Below are 16,195 nucleotides of genomic sequence, written 5' to 3' on the forward strand. Positions count from 1 at the left end.
CGTCTCTCGACCGACCGCAACCGGGGGAGACGACAGGGATGGCCGACAAGCCGATCGTGCTGAAGGTGTTGCTGCGGCAACGGCATCTTCAGGGGCACCGGACGTTCTGCCGGGAGTACGACAAGCTCGCCAAGCAGATCGACGCCGAGCTGGTGGGGAGCTGGCCGAGCAAGGCGCAGTTCTACCGGTGGCTGGCCCGGGACCTGCAAGGGCTGCCGTATGCGCATCACTGCCGGATCTTGGAGGCGATGTTCCCCGGCTGGACCGCCGAACAGCTCTTCCAGGAACACAGCGGCGGTATCGAATTCGTACCCGAGCCCCCAGCGAAGGCGAAGGACACCGCCACCCCGCCCGCGCAGCCAGCGCTGCCGAGCACGCAGGGCATGGCCGACGTGACCGCCGTGTTCCCCAGCCGCCCCGCGTTCTCCCACGAGATCCCACCGCACAAGCTGTTCGACAACGCCGAGAAGATCAGCATGGTCGGGCTGTCGCTGAACATTCTGTGCCAGAGCTACCCGGACAAGCCGCTACTCGACCTGTTGGAAACCGGGACGGTGGTCGAGTGCCTGTTCCTCGACCCGCACGGGCGCTACATCGCCGAACGCGAGCGCGAAGAGTCCCACCCGGCCGGGGTGCTCTCCACCCTCACCACGCTCAACATCCAGACCCTGCAACGCCTGCACGGCAAACTCTCCCCAGAAGCACGCGGCAACCTGCGGCTGCGCACCTATGACGAGCCGGTGCGGTTCAACATCACCGTCATCGACGACACCACCTGCGTCATCCAGCCCTACCTCCCCGACGCACGCGGAGTCGAGTCACCCACCCTCGTCGCCGAACGCAAACCCGGCGTGCCGGGACTGTTCGACACGTTCTCCCAGGTCTTCGACACCATGTGGGCGCGCAGCAAGGAGATCACCGCGTGAACGACCTCAACCACCTGCTCGGCGTCGCCCAGGAAGCCGTCGAAATCGGGGCCAAGCTGATGACCACCTCAGCCCCCGGCGTCGTGCGCGCGAAAGGCGACCGCGACTACGTCAGCGACCTCGACCTGCAAATCCAGCACGAAATCCGCGACCACCTCCACCAAGCGACCCCCGATTTCGACTTCCTCGGCGAAGAAGAAGGCGGCGGGACGATCGATGAGGCCACCGACTACGTGTGGGCGCTCGACCCCATCGACGGCACCTCAAACTTCGCCCACGGCATCCCGCTCTGCGCCACCTCACTCGCCCTCGTCCACCGAGGCGAACCCATCATCGGCGTCATCACCGCCCCCTTCCTCGACCAGCGCTACCACGCAGTCAAAGACCATGGGGCCTACTGCAACGGCCAACCCATCCACGCCAGCAACACCACCGACCTCCACCGCGCCATCGTCACCATCGGCGACTACGCCACCGGCCCCGGAGCCGAAGAAAAGAACCAACGCCGCTTCGCCGTCACCAAGGCATTGGCCGAGAACGTCGAACGCATCCGCATGATCGGCGCAGCCTCCCTCGACCTCGCCTGGGTAGCCGAAGGCCGCACCGACGCCTGCATCATCCTCAGCAACAAACCCTGGGACATGGCAGCCGGAACAGTCGTTGCACGAGAGAGCGAAGCGCTAGTGATCGACGCAGCAGGAAAGCCTCACTCCAGGCGATCTACCGAGACCATCGCGGTCAACGAACACATCTGGACCCAGCTAAGTCCCCTGCTGGAGGAGTAACAGGCACGACAGCGAGGCAGGGAGGTTGGTCACCTTCTAGGAGGCAGAATGGCCCGCAGGGACTACTACCACGACCCGAACGCACCAGCCGCTAACAGCATCGCAGTCGCCGTCAGCGCGTTCATCCAGGACGAGCATGACCGAATACTGATGATCCGCCGGACGGACAACGACTAATACGCCATTCCGGACGGTCAGCTCGAGCTAGGGGAGACGCTGACCCAGGCAGCCGTGCGCGAGGTCCGCGAGGAGTTTTCCATCTGCTTCCGTGTCAAGCCTCTGGGCGGAGAAACGCGGACCAGCAGCGAGAGCAAGAAAGTGCACTGGGTGGGCGTCGACTTTCTACCGAGCCTGGGTATTCACACCTCGATCAGGCTCCGTGTCGAACACGCACTCCAGAATCGCCCACTTCCGTACTACGCTTAGCGTTTCGATCGGATATCCCGGAATACTCCTATCGATACAGGAGGAGTCGTTGTCCACCTGTCAAGTAAGGTGAGGGTAACGTCACTCTTGAACGGCCTTTAAGACATACCCTTCGATAGGGTGGAGCGTGTGCTCAACGCCTTGCAGCATTCGTTGCAAGGACGATAGATCTTCTGAAGTGGCAAATATAATTTGCCTGTTGTCTGAATCCGCAGACGCCCTCTTCAGTAATGCGGCAAAAGACATTTCCTTGGCGCTTTGTTGGCGAGGCTCGTCGAAGATCAGAAGACGTGGATGGTTAGTGTCGAAGTTCTCCGATGTTTCCAGCAGTCCGAGCAGGTAGGCCCACACTACCCTGATTGAGTCGGAAGCCGAGATATCGGCTTGAAGGTCAAAGTCGTCGCGCCGGGGCAAGAAGTCGATGGTAGAAATACCTAGCCGCTCATCGGAGAACGACCCGAAGTCATACTCTCTTAACTGGCTAATGAATGAGCCCTCTAGATATTTGAGCTTCCTCTTGTCGTTCTCGGAGATCTTATCTTTCGGTAGGCCAGCTAGGGCAGAGCGGATTTCTCGGCCGGATTCGGCTACGCGATCTAATTCTCCTAGGAGCTGAAGAAACCGTTCAGTTATAGATCCGAGGTCATTGACTCTATCGCGCAGCCGAACTTTGTAGGCAATATCTTCTTCTGACGGCGTGTTATCAGGTGATGTCAGTGTTGAACGAATCGATCTGATGCGTGAGTGTAGTTCTGCAGACTGTCGTCGTAGCGACGCCAACCTTTCGCGCTTTGCAGACACTGTAAGCTGAGTGTCTCGTTCCATTGTAGTGAATAAATCTAGCTGCTGCCGTATGTAGTTAACAGTCTCTTCGGTCGAGAGTGTCTGAACATTCGAGACAGTGGCAAGTAGTGAAGTTGGAATATTCTGGTGACACACCGGGCAGTCGCCATGGATCCGAGAGATGCTTTCCGAACCTAGTCGCTCCAAGGTTAATATGTCCTGGTGTTCGCGAAGGTCCTCTTGTAATGCTTCCAGTCGGCTCTGTACTTGTCTGAGTTCACTGTTATCTTGAAGTACTTCATCTCGCAGCAGGGCGATATCTTGTCTTAGTAGATCTGACCGCTCACCGGCTTCGGCGAGTTGCTGCTCTAGTTCTCCTGCGGATTCACCAACCTCGGAAACGGGGACATCTTCGATAATTTCTATTTCCCGATGAAGTTCTCTAATCACGTTGTCTAAGGGAACCCATGTGTCCTCTCGACTCTCGGCAACGAAAGGCATTTCAGTGGGAGGCCACGAGATAGTCAAATTAGTCGGCAAGCGTACAGCCAACAGTCCATGTCCTGCAATAGAATCGTTGAACGTTTTAACCAGATCACGCCATTTTTCCTGAACGCGTTTATCTGCCGCGCGCAGTCGTAGACGTTCAGATTCAATCCGCCCAACATCCAATTTCATTAAAAACTCGATGGCTCGTCGCTTCACGTCAGAAACGCCCGAGAAGTACGGCATTTGAGCTTGGATTCCACCCCATCCCCGACGTTGTTCGACAAATATCAGTGGAAATACCTGCTCCATGTATAGCGGAACGGAGCGGCCGTCCGACGCGGGCAGCTCCGGTAGTTGCCAGCCCATAAAAGATGAGAGCCATCTATGAAAGCCGCGAGGGTTCGCTACTGCGCCTGATCGGCCTACATAGTAGTCTTGGACTTCGTAATCACCGGGATCTGTGAGTGCGGGACCGCTAGTAACTCGAACCAGTCCTGAATCAATGTCCTCGTGCTTTACCCAGCGCGTAAGTGTAGCAATATCGCCACTGGCACCTTCGATTTCAAGGCTTACCCAGGATGAGAGCACTGGTGTTTCGCCTTTTGTATCTGAATCGAATATTAGTCGATCCCGCATGGCAGATGTTACAGCGTTTGAAGGTCGGGCAGTGATCATACGCTCGAGGCCGAGGGCAAACAAAAAACTTTGCATCGAAGTCGACTTGCCACGCGAGTTATCGGCACGTAACACCATTAGACCATCAGACAGCGGTATATCCGCCCCGAAACGCCCCTTTTGTGTTTCCGCACGTAGGCGAAGATGGCGAAATCGCAGTTTCATAAGTGCCGCCACTCCAAGATCTTACCCACTTCTTTCTGAGTAATTTTTCCTTCTATCTGATCGAGTAGTGAGCGTTCGTATGTAAGTACGCTACTGCTTTGTAGTTCTCCTAAAAATTGCCTTCCATCTTGTGTAAGTCGATAGGTGCGGCTTGCTTTAAGTTCCAAGAAACCTAGTCCCACCGCTAAGTCAATTGCTCGACTTAGAGCTGGCTCGAAACGCACGAGGGGTCGGTCAGGAACGTCGCTACCGGCCCGCAATGAGACGATAAGCTTCATGTGTTCGTTACTACGGACAGCCCAACTAAGAAGCTGAAGGCTCATCCAGCTCGCATTGGCGCCGTGACACTTTGCGACAAGTAAGAGCAGAAGTGGTAAGCGCCTTTCAGGCCGGAGTGACGCGGGTAGCGGTTCGGGTCGACGCTCGAAAGAAAACGGGACGTTGAGGGCCGATTCAAGCTCGGAGTACCATGCGTCCATCTACTCGAACGCCCTAAAACGCAGCGGACAGCGCATAAGCCAATCGCCCGCCTGTCCCATTGAAATCCGTTGTGCATCAAGTAGACGTATTCCTGCTACCTGACTCCCGAGTTCCTCACCATAGCTTCGAATCAAGTCGAGGAGTCTTTGCGATGGAGCCGCTGGGTCCAGTTCGTTTTCTAATTCGAGGGTATTCTGGCGATGCGTTCTTCTGGCCTCAACAGCTTCCCATGTGTCTGGCCATTCACGTAAACCATCCATCACTTGTTCTTTTGCCAGGAATGCTCGGATAAACTGGTTTCGCAATACCGCTACGTCTGAGGTCGGCGAGTGCTGTTGAAGTACGGCCAGCTTTTGGTCAAGGCGTTCCACTAGTTCTGGCTTGCTCTTGTCGAATGAGTCTACGTTGCTGTCTTTAATTTCCGGATCGGGGACAAGTGCTTTTGCCGAGTCATCTCTTAGTGCGGCTGCAAATTCAGTCGGATAGTCGTGTGGTGTTTTTATTCTGATCGCAAATTGTTCGTCTATGAACGGTAAATTGTACTGCCGCACTACTTCGCTGCGCTTATGCGCGTACTCGACAAGTTCAACCGCATGATATTCGGGAACCAGGAGAAAGTAATGTCTTATTGCAGTGTCACCGAGTACTCCTGGCAGTCGTTTTACGTTTTTCTTTAATTTTTCTGTGTCCGCATATAGCTTATTCTTCTGCTTGTCAGTTCGATGCCGTAGTGATGCTGATTCACGGTCCGCATAACACTGATATGCAATTCCGTCTGTAGAAAACGCTTCTATGCCACAGTCTCCACCCATCTGGGCGGGTAGAATCACCAATTCGGAAGGTGGATATCGGCGTCTAAGGAGCCCCAAGCACTGTTCCTCGAAGGCGTCCCCCGGATCGGTCGCAGGTGTATCCGCGAGGTCGTCCGTCGTCATCGACCACTGCCTATCTTGAGAGTATGAGGACGAGCGTGCCTCAAATGTATGGCGGCAGATGAGTAGGCAGCGAGGTGCTGTCTACTGGCGGCCGCTGATGGTACGAAGTGCCCCTCGTGCCTCCGGACTGCCATACTCCCCCCTCCGATTTATGATCAACATCGGCAAGCTGTGATCCTAATGTATGCATCGTGACCTGCTATTGAGCCGATATGAGCGTTATAGGAATGATAGCTGCTTGCGTCGAGTGTCACTCGATTAGCGGCTTGAAGAAGCATGTTCCGCATAATTTTTGCCATTGCTCCTTATGTCTGCCGAATTTGCCTCTATGGGATCAAGGCGCGCCGCCGTCGGCGGCGCGCTCGGCCCGTCCCGTCGCGTACGTGGCGGCATCCATCCCGGCACGGCGGGCTCCCGCTCCGCTCCGCCCACCGGCCGGGCGGCGCGGCCCGGCGTCGTGGGCCGGTAGCGCCGCTCGACGGCGGCGCGCCAATCCAGGAGGAACATGATCGAGCCTCCTTGCTGAGCGTCGTACCCTCCGTCGTCGCTCACGGTGAGCGCCGCGTTATCGACGGCTCCACCCCGAAGCCGAATCGTGACAACGGCCGATGACACCGCGTCAAGGGCGCTGGCGCGTCGCTGCGCGATCTACGACCCTTGACACGGCATCACCGGCCACGTTCGAGGCTTCTTATCGGGGTGGGGAGGGGAGAGGGTTCCGGGACTGCGGGACAGTCACGGGACAGCAGGCGGCGCCTGCCCTCTTCCTAGCGGCATATGCCCTAATCAGGGCGTATGCGAGCCGTTCAAGGTCAACACGGCTCATAATCCCTTGGCCGCGGGTTCGAGCCCCGCCCGGCCCACATCGCCAATAGCCACAGTTGAGACATCGTGTGGCACGCGGCCCGTGTAGTTGCCTGCTGGACCCGGCGGAACTCGGCGTCGGTGAATTCGTTGGTTGGGATTGGTGTCGAGTCTCCTCGATAAGCCGTGGGATTCGCGGTGCGTTCGGGGCGGCCGAGGTAGCTAAGCAGGTGGACCGTGGTGTTTCCAGCGTGCGCTGTCTGGACACCACACACTTAGAGGACGCGTGGCAGTGCCGCTGGGCAACGTCATTGCGCGAAACGGGTGATACCCACGTTTCTCCCCAGCTGCGGTCCGAATTTCGGTACGGTTTGTTACCGCGGATCAGTCGCGGACGAGAGGATGTCATAGTCGTGCATTCGGGCGAGGAATTCATCGCGGCGACCGCGCGTTCGGCGGTGGCCGCAGTGGCACCGCAGGAGTTGCCGTTCTTCCCCGCGACGTGTTCCGCCTACCTGCGTGATCCCGAACGGGCGCTCGCCGGGCGACGGCGCCGCGACGAGACGCTTGGCTCCGGCGTCGACACGATCGTCGAGCTGGTGTCACCGGTTGCCCTCGCGGTCGCCGCGGCCGTGTATCAGCAGCTGGTCGATCGGGCAGGCGAGCAGGTGACGCGCGGGGCGGGGCGCCTGCTCGCGCGGCTACGCCGCAAGGCGATCGACACCAGTCGTCCCGTGCCCAATGTGCCCCTGTCCGATGAACAGCGCGCCGAACTGCGCCGGGTGGCCGAGGCGCGGGCACGCGCGCTGGGACTCGACGAAGAGCAGGTGCAACTGCTGGTCGGTGCGATTATGGACGGTCTTCAGCAGCACGGGGAGGAATGAACACCGCCTTCGTGCGCTGGCGGATGCCTTCGGGCACCACCCTGCGGATGGCGCTGCTGATCGCCATGACCGTGGCGTCCGCCAGCGTGCTCTACCTACTGATCACTCCTCCTGGGCTGACCGGAATGCTGCGGGAGGTCGAGCGGTGCAGGGCGGTGTCCGGCTGGCCGGACCTGACGGCCGTCGACCTGATCACAGCCGATCGTTTTCAGGGAACGCTCGACGAGTTTTCGGCGTGCCAGGCGGTCGCGTTCGGTGGGCGACCGTGGTCGATCGCGGCGGGACTGATGGTGCTGTTCGCCCTGGCTGCGCTGCTGTATCGGCTTCAACCATGGTGGCGAATCCGGCGAGCTGGGTTGGTCGAACTGCGGTCCACCGCCGCGCCCGAACTGCTCACGGAACTGGACCGGATGGTCACTTCCGCGGGGTTGCGACATCGCCCTCGATTCCTGGTCGATCCGATCAGCCAGCGCACCGGCGGACTCGCGTTCGGTCGTGGCAGGCGACCACTGATCTGCCTGGACGCCGGGCTGGTCACGCAGTTCCAGACAAACCCGGCCATGTTCCGCGCGGTGGTCACACACGAACTTGCTCACCTGCGCAACAACGACGTTGCGATCACCTACTTCGCGATCGCGATCTGGCGGGCGTTCATCGTCGCCGCGGTGCTGCCCTATGTCGGCGTCTTCCTGCTCCAGGTACGTGAACCGAACGTGCTGGTCACGCTCACGCTCCCGGTCACGGTGCTGGCCGTGCTGGTTCTCTTCGCGCGCAACTCGATTCTGCGGCTTCGCGAGCACCACGCGGATATCACCGCGTCGCGCATGCTCGCCTCGACCGAACCGAGCGAGTTCCTGCCCGGACTGGCCGGCACACACCGGCGCCGCCTGCCCGTACCGCTGCGAAAACATCCGACGTCGGCAGATCGGGTTGCGGTTCTCACAAACCCGGCCCTGGTGTACCGGCCCGGGTTCGGGGAGGCGGTGACCGCGGGCGCCACCCTGCAGATCGCTGTGGCCCAGGTCCTGCTCACCCTGTTCTACTTCGGTGTACCGGTCGGCTCGGTGATGTTGATCGGGCAGGTCCTGACGGGTACGGGTTTGGCCGCCGCACTCGGGATCGCCGTGCTCCGGGCTCGTCAGTTCCGCGCGGCGGGTGGCACGGCTCGACGGCTTGTCGTGCTGCCCGGACTCGGCATCGCCCTCGGAACGGGCATCGGCCACAACGTAACGGTGGTGGACACCCACGTGCCGAGTGTCGGCGTACTCGCCACTATCGGCGCCGTCCTGTTGGTGATCCCGCTGATCCTGCTCGGCGAATGGGCGCTGGCGACTTCGGGGCTGCTGGTGAGCCTGCGACAGCGCGGCGTACGCATAACCGGAGCTGTCGCTGTCGGCGCGGTCGTGTTGCTCCTGTGCGTGTCCACGCTCAGCCTGGCCACCCTGCCGCGGGCCGTACCCGGACTGGTCGGCTCGTTCCTGGTGCTGGCCCAGCCGATCGAGCAGGTGGTCGGGGCCGCGGACTGGACGGCCCTCGACCTCCCGCTGACGATGGGCATCTGGCTCCCGCTGACCTTCCTCTCGGCTTTCGTGCTGGGGGGCCTCGGGAAGGTAGGCCTGCTGCTGTTGTGGGCCGTGCCGCTGATCCTGGAGCGTCGCCGGGCCGATCGCCGAGCGCTGGTTGCCGGGATCCTCGGCGCCGCGGTCTGGGCGGTGTTCTCCCTCGCGCTGCGGGCATCGCTGCGCGCCGACGTGCCGATGCCGGCCAGAGACGATGCCTCGTTTCGATTGGTGCTGTCGGTGTGGGAGGTCGCCGGTGTCGTCATCGCGCAGTTCGCCGTCTGCGTCGTTGTGTCCCTGTGGCTTGTCAGGTCGTTGGTGCGCACCATGTTCGCCGGTGCTGTCACCGGAACGATGTGTGCGCTGGCATTGTGGGCGCTGTTCGTCACCGACGCCTGCGTGCCGGTCCTGCAAGCGGCGAAGACCACCTGCCCCGCCCAGGTGGACATCGCCTACGGAACGACGATCTTCGGACTCCTGACGGTCAGCGGTTTCGCCGCCGCCATCGCCGGGTACGCGATCGCTTCCCTGCTCCGGCCAAGGAAAGCAACCACCGCGCTGGCCGACTCGCGGCTCGGCTACGGTGCCGCGGCCGGGGTGTTCGCCGTGCTCTGCCTGCTCGTAGTGCCCGCACCCGCCGCGAAGGAGACGACAGAAGAACCGCTCGCCGAGGCGGCGGCCGCTGCGCGGGCCGAGCACCCCGATTCGCCGGCCGCCCTGCGGTTCTGGCGAGACACCGACGGCGAGCGGATGATCGCCGAGGTTCTCGAACCGTTCCATCAGGCGATGGTCAAGGCTGCGGGCAACTCGGATGCCGGTATCAGTCCCGACTTCGAAGCCGCCCGTACCGGGCTCGGCACTGCCGCCCGCGCCATCGACAAGCTCGAGACCGAGCCTGGCCCGCCAGGAAAGCGGGCTCACGCGTTGTGGATCGACTGGCTGTCCACTGTGGACGAATCGATCCGCCTAATCGACACGGCGATAAGGACGGACGATACGCGAATGCTGTCCAGCGGGGCGAAGGAATTCGACCGCGCCACGGAACTCATCGCAACCCTGCGGGCGATGAGCGAATGACTCACTGCTGGTGAAGTGCGTGCGTGATCCAGGTCGACGGTGAATAATAATGTTGATGCTGGCCGATTTGTGGTCAGGCTATGTAGTGTCCGCGTCAAGGTTGTCGCGGTTGGGGGCGGGGAGGTTCCTGGATGCGGATCCGCGTCTTGGGCTCGATGGAGGTGTTCGACGGTAGCGCGTGGCGTTCGATCGGAGCGCCGAAAATGCGGGCGCTGCTCGCTGTGCTGGTTGTTCACCCGAGCGGACCTGTGTCGATAGACCAATTGGTCGCCGAGTTGTGGGTTGAACATCCGCCCAAGACGGCGGTCTCGCAGGTCCACGGTTACGTGATGCGGTTGCGCCGGGCGCTCGGCGACGACAGCGGCCGGTCGCTGCGCACGGTCGCACCGGGCTACCAACTGCTGGCTGGTGCCCAGGATGTCGACGCCTCCGCTTTCGACGATCGTGTCGACCGCGGTCGCGAGGCGCTGCTTTCCGGGGAGTCGGAGGTGGCGGCGGAGTTGCTGCGGCAGGCGCTGGCGCTGTGGCGTGGACCGGCCTTCGCCGACGTCCCGCCAACCCCGCTGGTCACCGCGGAGGCCAACCGGCTGACCGAGTTGCGTTGCGCCGCGTTCGAGGCGCGGATCGAGGCGGATCTCGCCTGCGGCGAGCACGGCGCGTTGATTGGGGAGCTGCGCCGCTACATCGCCGACAATCCGTTGCGCGAGCGACCGTGGGGTCAGCTCATGGTGGCGCTGTATCGCAGTGGCCGCCAAGCCGAGTCGTTACAGACATACCAGGAGTTGCGCGAAACCCTGATCCGGGAAATCGGCACCGAGCCGTGCGGCGAACTACGGCGCCTGCACGAGCGGGTCCTCTCCAGTGAGTTGGACGAGGACACCGCGCCGATGCCGCGCCCTGCGAGACCGGGTCCGATCTGCCAGCTTCCCGCTGACATCGGCGATTTCGTCGGCAGGCGGGGGCAGCTCGACGCCGTGCTGCGGCAGCTCGAAGATCGGGCCGATGATGGACCGCCACCGGTGGCGGTCATTCGCGGAGGCCCCGGTATCGGAAAATCGACCCTGGCGCTGCGTGCCGCCCGCAGGGCCGCCGCCAGCTTCACCGATGGCCAGCTGTACCTCGATCTCGCGGGAACCACCGCACATCCGCGGGAACCAGTCGCGTTGCTCGGCGAACTCCTGCACACCCTCGGCGTCGCCGGTGCCGGTATCCCGGACGGCGTGCACGCCAGGGGAGCCCTGGTCCGGGCGCTGCTGGCCGAGCGGCGGATGCTGCTGGTTCTCGACGACGCCGCGAGCGGCGGGCAGGTCCGCCCGATGTTGCCCCCGAACGGCCGCTGCGCGGTGGTGGTTACCAGCCGCACACTGCTCGCCGACCTCGCCGGTGCATGGCACATCGAGATCGACGTGCTCTCCAAACAGGCGGCACATCAGCTCTTGGCCAACATCATCGGGCAGAGCAGGATCGACAGCGAACCCGACCAGGCCGCGGAGATCCTGCATGCCTGCTCCTACCTGCCGCTGGCGATCCGGATCGCGGCGGGCAAACTCGTCGGACGGCCGACCTGGCCGTTGCGCCAGCTTCGTGAGCGGCTGGATGACGAGGCCCGCCGATTGACCGAGCTAAGGCTCGGCGATCTCGGGGTACGGGCCAGTTTTGCCGCCAGTATCGACCTGCTCCCGGAGGACGCTCTCCACGCCTTCCGCCTGCTCGGCCTGGTCGGTCCGCTCGCCGTGCCTGGCTGGGTGCTCGGACCGCTGCTCGGCCGGCCGGATGCCGATGAGGTACTCGACGCTCTGGTGGACGCCAACCTCCTGCGGCTGGTCGGCACCGACGCGGTCGGCCAACCCCGATACCACCTGCACGACCTGCTCCGGACCTACGCCGTGGAGGACGCACGCGCGATCCCGGAACCGGAACGCGAGCAGGCGATGTGCCGCTTTCTCGGAGCCTGGCTGGACCTGATCAACGAAGCTGTCGACCAGATGGAACCGAGCCTGTTCCGGTCGCCGGAGGGGGCTACGCCACGCTTCCGGTTGCCCGAGGCCGTGGTGAAAAGACTGGTCGGGAATCCGGAGGCATGGTTTGACGCGGAGCGACTCGCCGTCGTGGGCCTCGTGCAACTCGCCGCGGACTGGGGAATGGACGAGGCGGCGTGGCAACTGGCCGCGAGTGTGGTGCCGTACTACGACCTGAGCAGCTGCTATCAGGATTGGCAACGCACGCACCTGCTCGCGCTCGAGAGTTGCCGGGCCAACGGCAACCTACGCGGCGAGGCGATCTTGTTACGCGGGCTTGCCCAGATCGCCATCTACCGCGACGAGTACCAGGCGGCTGCCGACAATGCCCGCGACGCGCTCGCGCTGTTCGGTCAGATCGGCGACAAGCGCGGTGCGGGGCTGGCCCTGGCCGCCCTGGCCGTCATCGACCGTGTGTTCGGCCGCGACGAACAGGCGCTCGATCGAATCTGGCAGGCGCTGCACATCGCGACAGCCGCGGAAGACCGTTCGCTTGAGGCGCCCCTGCGCAACGGGCTCGGTGTCGTACTGATGAACCTCGGCAGGTTGGACGAGGCCCGCGCGGCGTTCGACACGGCGTGGGAGCTGTGTCGTGAACTCGGCGACAGACACCGTGAGGCCGTCGTGCTCCGTGAGCTGAGCCTGCTCCACGACCGGGTCGGCGACACCGCCCGCGCGCTCGCCGCGCTCGAGCACGCGGAGCGGATCTTCGAGAACATCGGTGACGAGCGCTGTCTTGCGCACACGCGGCTCCGTGTCGGCTACGTGTACGCCGCCCACGGCGACGTCGCTCATGCTTTCCCCGCACTGCGGCAGGCGACTGACGTCTTCGCCGCCAACGGCAACCGCATCGAGGAAGCGGAGTGCTGCCGGTTACTCGGGGGGTTGTACGCACTCCGGAAGGACCTGCCGAGCGCCCGTCGCCATCTGCGGCGAGCCGTGATGCTCTGGCGCTCGACGGACCACACAAGCCAGGCAGCCGAAGCCGAGAGCGCGCTCGAACGCCTCGAGAACCCCATACCCGTTGCCCGATGACGAATCCCCTCGCCGATTTTCTCGCCCCTACCAGCGACGTCGCCCGCGATATATCCGGAATGTAGGCTCGGTACAGCGCTCATTCCTACCTTTCTCCGTACAGCGGTACGCGTCACAACACGCGGTGCCGCATCCCGGAAAGAGGGCTAAATGTTCAGAAACTTCCTTCGCGCAGTCAGCGCTGTTGCTGTAGCTCTGCTCGTTCCCGCTCTGTTCAGTGTGGCGCCTGCTCAGGCGGCGTCCCGCGACGGAGTCTGCAACAGCGGCGAGTTCTGCTTCTACTACAACAGCAACCACCAGGGGTCGATTTCCGACCATGGCGGCTCGCTCGCCAACTACGGAACCAGTCAACCATCGTGCTACGTCTTCAAGGGTGCGGGCAACGGCAAGGGCCAGTGCATCAAGAACAACGCCGCGGCGGCCTGGAACCGCACGGGCAAGACCGTGCGCGTGCACTTCAACAGCAACTACGGCGGTACGTATCAGACGTTCGCGGCGGGTGCCAAGAAGAACCTCAGTTCAGCACTGAAGAACAACAACGCGTCCCACAGGGTGCTTTCCGGTGGCGGGGGATCCGAGTACCCGGCCAAGGACGACTACCCGTACAAGGGGCAGACCAGCGGTGTCGACCGGTGGAACTTCTACAAAGGACAGTGCACCAGCTTCGCCGCGTGGGCGTTGAACAGCCGAGTCGGTATCCCCTTCAGCAATCAGTACAAGGGCCAGTCACGTTGGGGCAACGCCAAGGAATGGGACGACGCCGCCCGGCGTGCGGGGGTTCCGGTCTACAGCAGGCCGAAAGCCGGCGACATCGCGGTGCGTGAGGGTGGGACCTGGGGGCACGTCGCGTTCGTGACCCGGGTCAACTCGAACGGCACATTCCAGGTCGACGAGTACAACTACGGCGGCACGAGCAAGTACAGCCACCGGAGAACGTCGGTGGGGACCGCGAACTCGCAGTTCAGCAAGTTCATCCGGTTCAAGTAACCGTCCTCCGCGTTCGCGGCGGCTCTGGTGCGCTCACCAGTGGGTGGGCGCACCAGAGCTGTATGCGGGGCCGAGCTGCTCCAGGGTCGGCGCGCGCGGAACCGACTCGGAGAGGTGTCGCTACGCCAGCGCTGGCGCCGATGCCCAGAGTGATGCTGGTACGGTCGATCAAGATCCCTCGAGTCGTCCACTGCCCTCGTATTCCCGGCGTGTACGCGCCGTATTCCAGGACCTGCCACTGTTCCCAGCATCGGGAAATGCCCGATGGGAGCGAGATGCTCACCAACCGGCCGGGGCCCGATGGGCTCCCCGCTGGCAACCATCGCCGTGGTCGCCGTGGGTGGTGAGGTGCCGACCACGCACCACACGCCAAGGCCGAGGTCCCGGAACTAGAGAGGGTTCTCACATGTCCAGAATTGGGCGAATCTTCGCCTCGTCTATGGCGGCCACCGTTGTGGCGGGGTCGGCGATGACCGGTTTGCTCGTCGCACCTGCCCAGGCCGCGGAAGCGGCTGCGCCGAATTCGGGTGTCAGCATTTCCTCGGACAAGGGCTGCAGCAAGAAGGTGCGGGTCGGAAACTCGCGGAACAAGGGGGACATTTTCCACTCCTACGCCAGGACCGCCTTGGTCCCCCACGATCACGTCGGCATCTTCTACACGACGAAGACGATCGTGGAAGCGCCCGGGCCCGGCAGTAAGAGTCGGGCCCGTACCGCGGCGACGCTCAACAAGTGTGGCCCCATCTACAAGATGTACGTCAAGGCCAAGCAGAGCAGCCGAAACAAGGCAGCCAACTTCGCCTACAACAAGCTCCGCGGCAAGGGGTACGACAAGAACTTTCTTGCCAACAAGATCAATGGCGCCGGTAAGCTGAACTGCTCCGAGCTGGTCTGGCGGGCCTACAAGTCCGTGAATATCGAACTGGACAACGACGGCGGCACCGCCGTGTTCCCCATCGACATCAACGAGGACGGTAGCACCGTCATTTACAGCACCCGCAGGTAACGACATTCCGGTGTGCGGTGCGGCCTGCTGGAGGTAGGCCGCACCGGCCGCCACCAGTGCACTGGAAATCACGAAGTACGTGGCCGGCGAGGGCTAGGACCACCGGTTAAGAGTGGAGACATACATGTCGAAAACTGGGCGAATCTTCGCCTCGTCTGTTGGGGTCACCGTTGTGGCGGGATCGGCGATGGCCGGTCTGCTCGTCGCGCCCGCCCAGGCCGCGGAGGCGGCTGCGCCGAATTCGGATGCCAGCATCTCCTCCGACCAGAGCTGCTTCGAGAAGGTGACAGTCGGAAACTCACGGTACCGAGGGGATATCTTCCACTCCTATGCCGAGCCCGGCTGGGGAGTCCCAAATCACGTCGGCATCTACTACACGACGAAGACGATCGTGGAGGCGCCCGGGCCCGGCAGCAAGAGCCAGGCCCGTACGGCGGCTACGCTCAACAAGTGTGGCCCCGTCTACAAGATGTACGTCAAGGCCAATCAGGCCAGCCGCGACAAGGCAGCCACCTACGCTTACACGAAGCTTCGCGGTAAGCCGTACGACGCGCATTCCAACAAGAACAAGGGCAACGGCGACCATGAGCTGAACAGCTCCGAGCTGGTCTGGCGGGCCTACAAGGCCGTGCGGGTCGATCTTGATCACAATGGTGGAACTGCCGTGTACCCGGATGACATCAAGAGAAGCAGCGGCACCGTAATTTACAGCGTCACCAGGTAACGATATCCAGCGTGTGGTGCGGTCTGCCTGGCGCGGGCCGCACCGCTTAGCCGCCCGAGAGGACTCGATGGTGCGCCTGCTCCGACTCATCGCGCTTGTTGCCGGTGTCGTTCTGGTTGTGGCGGCGTGTTCCTCGCCGGAGGGCGCGGTCGGGGCAGAGATCGTCGATCCCGATGAGGTGACGCTCGGCGACACCGTCGTCGCGTTCTACCTCAGCCCGGACTCCGAGGTCGAGAAGAGCGGGACGGAGAAGCGCCCGGCCTATCTGGTCCTGGTCCAGGCCGACGGCGGCACACGGCTGATCGAGACCAGCGGCATGAACGAGCCGCATATCGCGTGGTCGGAGCGCGGACTGTTCTTCAGCGACGACACACGCGACTACATCCTCGGCAAGGACGGACTGGCCCGTTTCGGGAACGAGAAGTCAGGACTGCAGC

Annotated in this window: 12 protein-coding genes and 1 pseudogene; 11 read left to right on the forward strand and 2 right to left on the reverse strand. The window is 62.5% G+C overall.

What is annotated here, in order from left to right:
* Positions 1-38 precede the first annotated feature (38 nt).
* The 3 genes and pseudogenes from BM199_RS14455 to BM199_RS14465 all read left to right on the forward strand — a co-directional run bounded on the left by BM199_RS14455 (position 39) and on the right by BM199_RS14465 (position 2,137).
* On the forward strand, positions 39-926 hold the full coding sequence (locus BM199_RS14455) for a DUF5919 domain-containing protein (protein ID WP_091673691.1): 888 nt from the start codon (positions 39-41) through the stop codon (positions 924-926).
* Positions 923-1,711 carry an inositol monophosphatase family protein gene (locus tag BM199_RS14460; RefSeq protein ID WP_091673693.1) on the forward strand — a complete coding sequence of 263 codons (789 nt, stop codon included), beginning with the start codon at positions 923-925 and terminating at the stop codon, positions 1,709-1,711. The genes BM199_RS14455 and BM199_RS14460 overlap by 4 nt, the downstream gene beginning before the upstream one ends.
* A gap of 48 nt (positions 1,712-1,759) precedes the next feature.
* Positions 1,760-2,137, forward strand: a pseudogene (locus BM199_RS14465) (NUDIX hydrolase).
* Positions 2,138-2,218: 81 nt separating this feature from the next.
* On the opposite strand, the gene BM199_RS33290 reads toward BM199_RS14465, so the two are convergent.
* Positions 2,219-4,261, reverse strand: coding sequence for a hypothetical protein (locus BM199_RS33290; RefSeq protein ID WP_143101829.1), 2,043 nt, complete (start codon positions 4,259-4,261; stop codon positions 2,219-2,221).
* Between the two features lie 467 nt (positions 4,262-4,728).
* A complete protein-coding gene (locus tag BM199_RS33295; protein ID WP_143101830.1) occupies positions 4,729-5,664 on the reverse strand; it encodes a hypothetical protein in 936 nt (311 codons plus the stop codon).
* A gap of 328 nt (positions 5,665-5,992) precedes the next feature.
* On the opposite strand from BM199_RS33295, the gene BM199_RS33870 reads away from it, so the two are divergent.
* The 8 genes from BM199_RS33870 to BM199_RS14500 all read left to right on the forward strand — a co-directional run.
* Entirely contained in the window at positions 5,993-6,133 is a 141-nt protein-coding gene (locus BM199_RS33870; protein ID WP_177242618.1) for a hypothetical protein, read from the forward strand.
* A 748-nt stretch (positions 6,134-6,881) separates the two neighbouring features.
* Positions 6,882-7,352 (forward strand): hypothetical protein, encoded by a 471-nt coding sequence (locus tag BM199_RS14470; protein ID WP_091673695.1) that lies wholly within the window; start codon positions 6,882-6,884, stop codon positions 7,350-7,352.
* Positions 7,349-9,988, forward strand: coding sequence for a M48 family metalloprotease (locus BM199_RS14475; RefSeq protein ID WP_091673697.1), 2,640 nt, complete (start codon positions 7,349-7,351; stop codon positions 9,986-9,988). The genes BM199_RS14470 and BM199_RS14475 overlap by 4 nt, the downstream gene beginning before the upstream one ends.
* Positions 9,989-10,119: 131 nt before the next feature.
* Positions 10,120-13,041 carry an AfsR/SARP family transcriptional regulator gene (locus BM199_RS14480; RefSeq protein WP_091673698.1) on the forward strand — a complete coding sequence of 974 codons (2,922 nt, stop codon included), beginning with the start codon at positions 10,120-10,122 and terminating at the stop codon, positions 13,039-13,041.
* A 219-nt stretch (positions 13,042-13,260) separates the two neighbouring features.
* Complete coding sequence (locus BM199_RS33875; protein ID WP_245788361.1) at positions 13,261-14,028, forward strand: CHAP domain-containing protein; 768 nt, start codon at positions 13,261-13,263, stop codon at positions 14,026-14,028.
* A gap of 406 nt (positions 14,029-14,434) precedes the next feature.
* The gene (locus BM199_RS14490; protein ID WP_143101831.1) at positions 14,435-15,034 is read left to right on the forward strand and encodes a YiiX/YebB-like N1pC/P60 family cysteine hydrolase; all 600 of its coding nucleotides are present in this window, start codon (positions 14,435-14,437) and stop codon (positions 15,032-15,034) included.
* A gap of 187 nt (positions 15,035-15,221) precedes the next feature.
* Entirely contained in the window at positions 15,222-15,758 is a 537-nt protein-coding gene (locus BM199_RS14495; protein WP_091673701.1) for a hypothetical protein, read from the forward strand.
* Positions 15,759-15,828: 70 nt separating this feature from the next.
* Positions 15,829-16,195: hypothetical protein (locus tag BM199_RS14500; RefSeq protein ID WP_218160346.1), on the forward strand; the 367-nt coding region annotated here is incomplete at its 3' end.

It is taken from the genome of Amycolatopsis marina, from assembly GCF_900111885.1.
GTDB classification, from domain to species: domain Bacteria; phylum Actinomycetota; class Actinomycetes; order Mycobacteriales; family Pseudonocardiaceae; genus Amycolatopsis; species Amycolatopsis marina.

Bases quoted from the DNA above. Each gene is read 5' to 3' on its own strand.
- BM199_RS33870 (WP_177242618.1), top strand. From the start codon at position 5,993: ATGGGATCAAGGCGCGCCGCCGTCGGCGGCGCGCTCGGCCCGTCCCGT.
- BM199_RS33295 (WP_143101830.1), bottom strand. From the start codon at position 5,664: ATGACGACGGACGACCTCGCGGATACACCTGCGACCGATCCGGGGGAC.
- BM199_RS14495 (WP_091673701.1), top strand. From the start codon at position 15,222: ATGGCCGGTCTGCTCGTCGCGCCCGCCCAGGCCGCGGAGGCGGCTGCG.
- BM199_RS14490 (WP_143101831.1), top strand. From the start codon at position 14,435: ATGTCCAGAATTGGGCGAATCTTCGCCTCGTCTATGGCGGCCACCGTT.
- BM199_RS14455 (WP_091673691.1), top strand. From the start codon at position 39: ATGGCCGACAAGCCGATCGTGCTGAAGGTGTTGCTGCGGCAACGGCAT.
- BM199_RS14475 (WP_091673697.1), top strand. From the start codon at position 7,349: ATGAACACCGCCTTCGTGCGCTGGCGGATGCCTTCGGGCACCACCCTG.
- BM199_RS14480 (WP_091673698.1), top strand. From the start codon at position 10,120: ATGCGGATCCGCGTCTTGGGCTCGATGGAGGTGTTCGACGGTAGCGCG.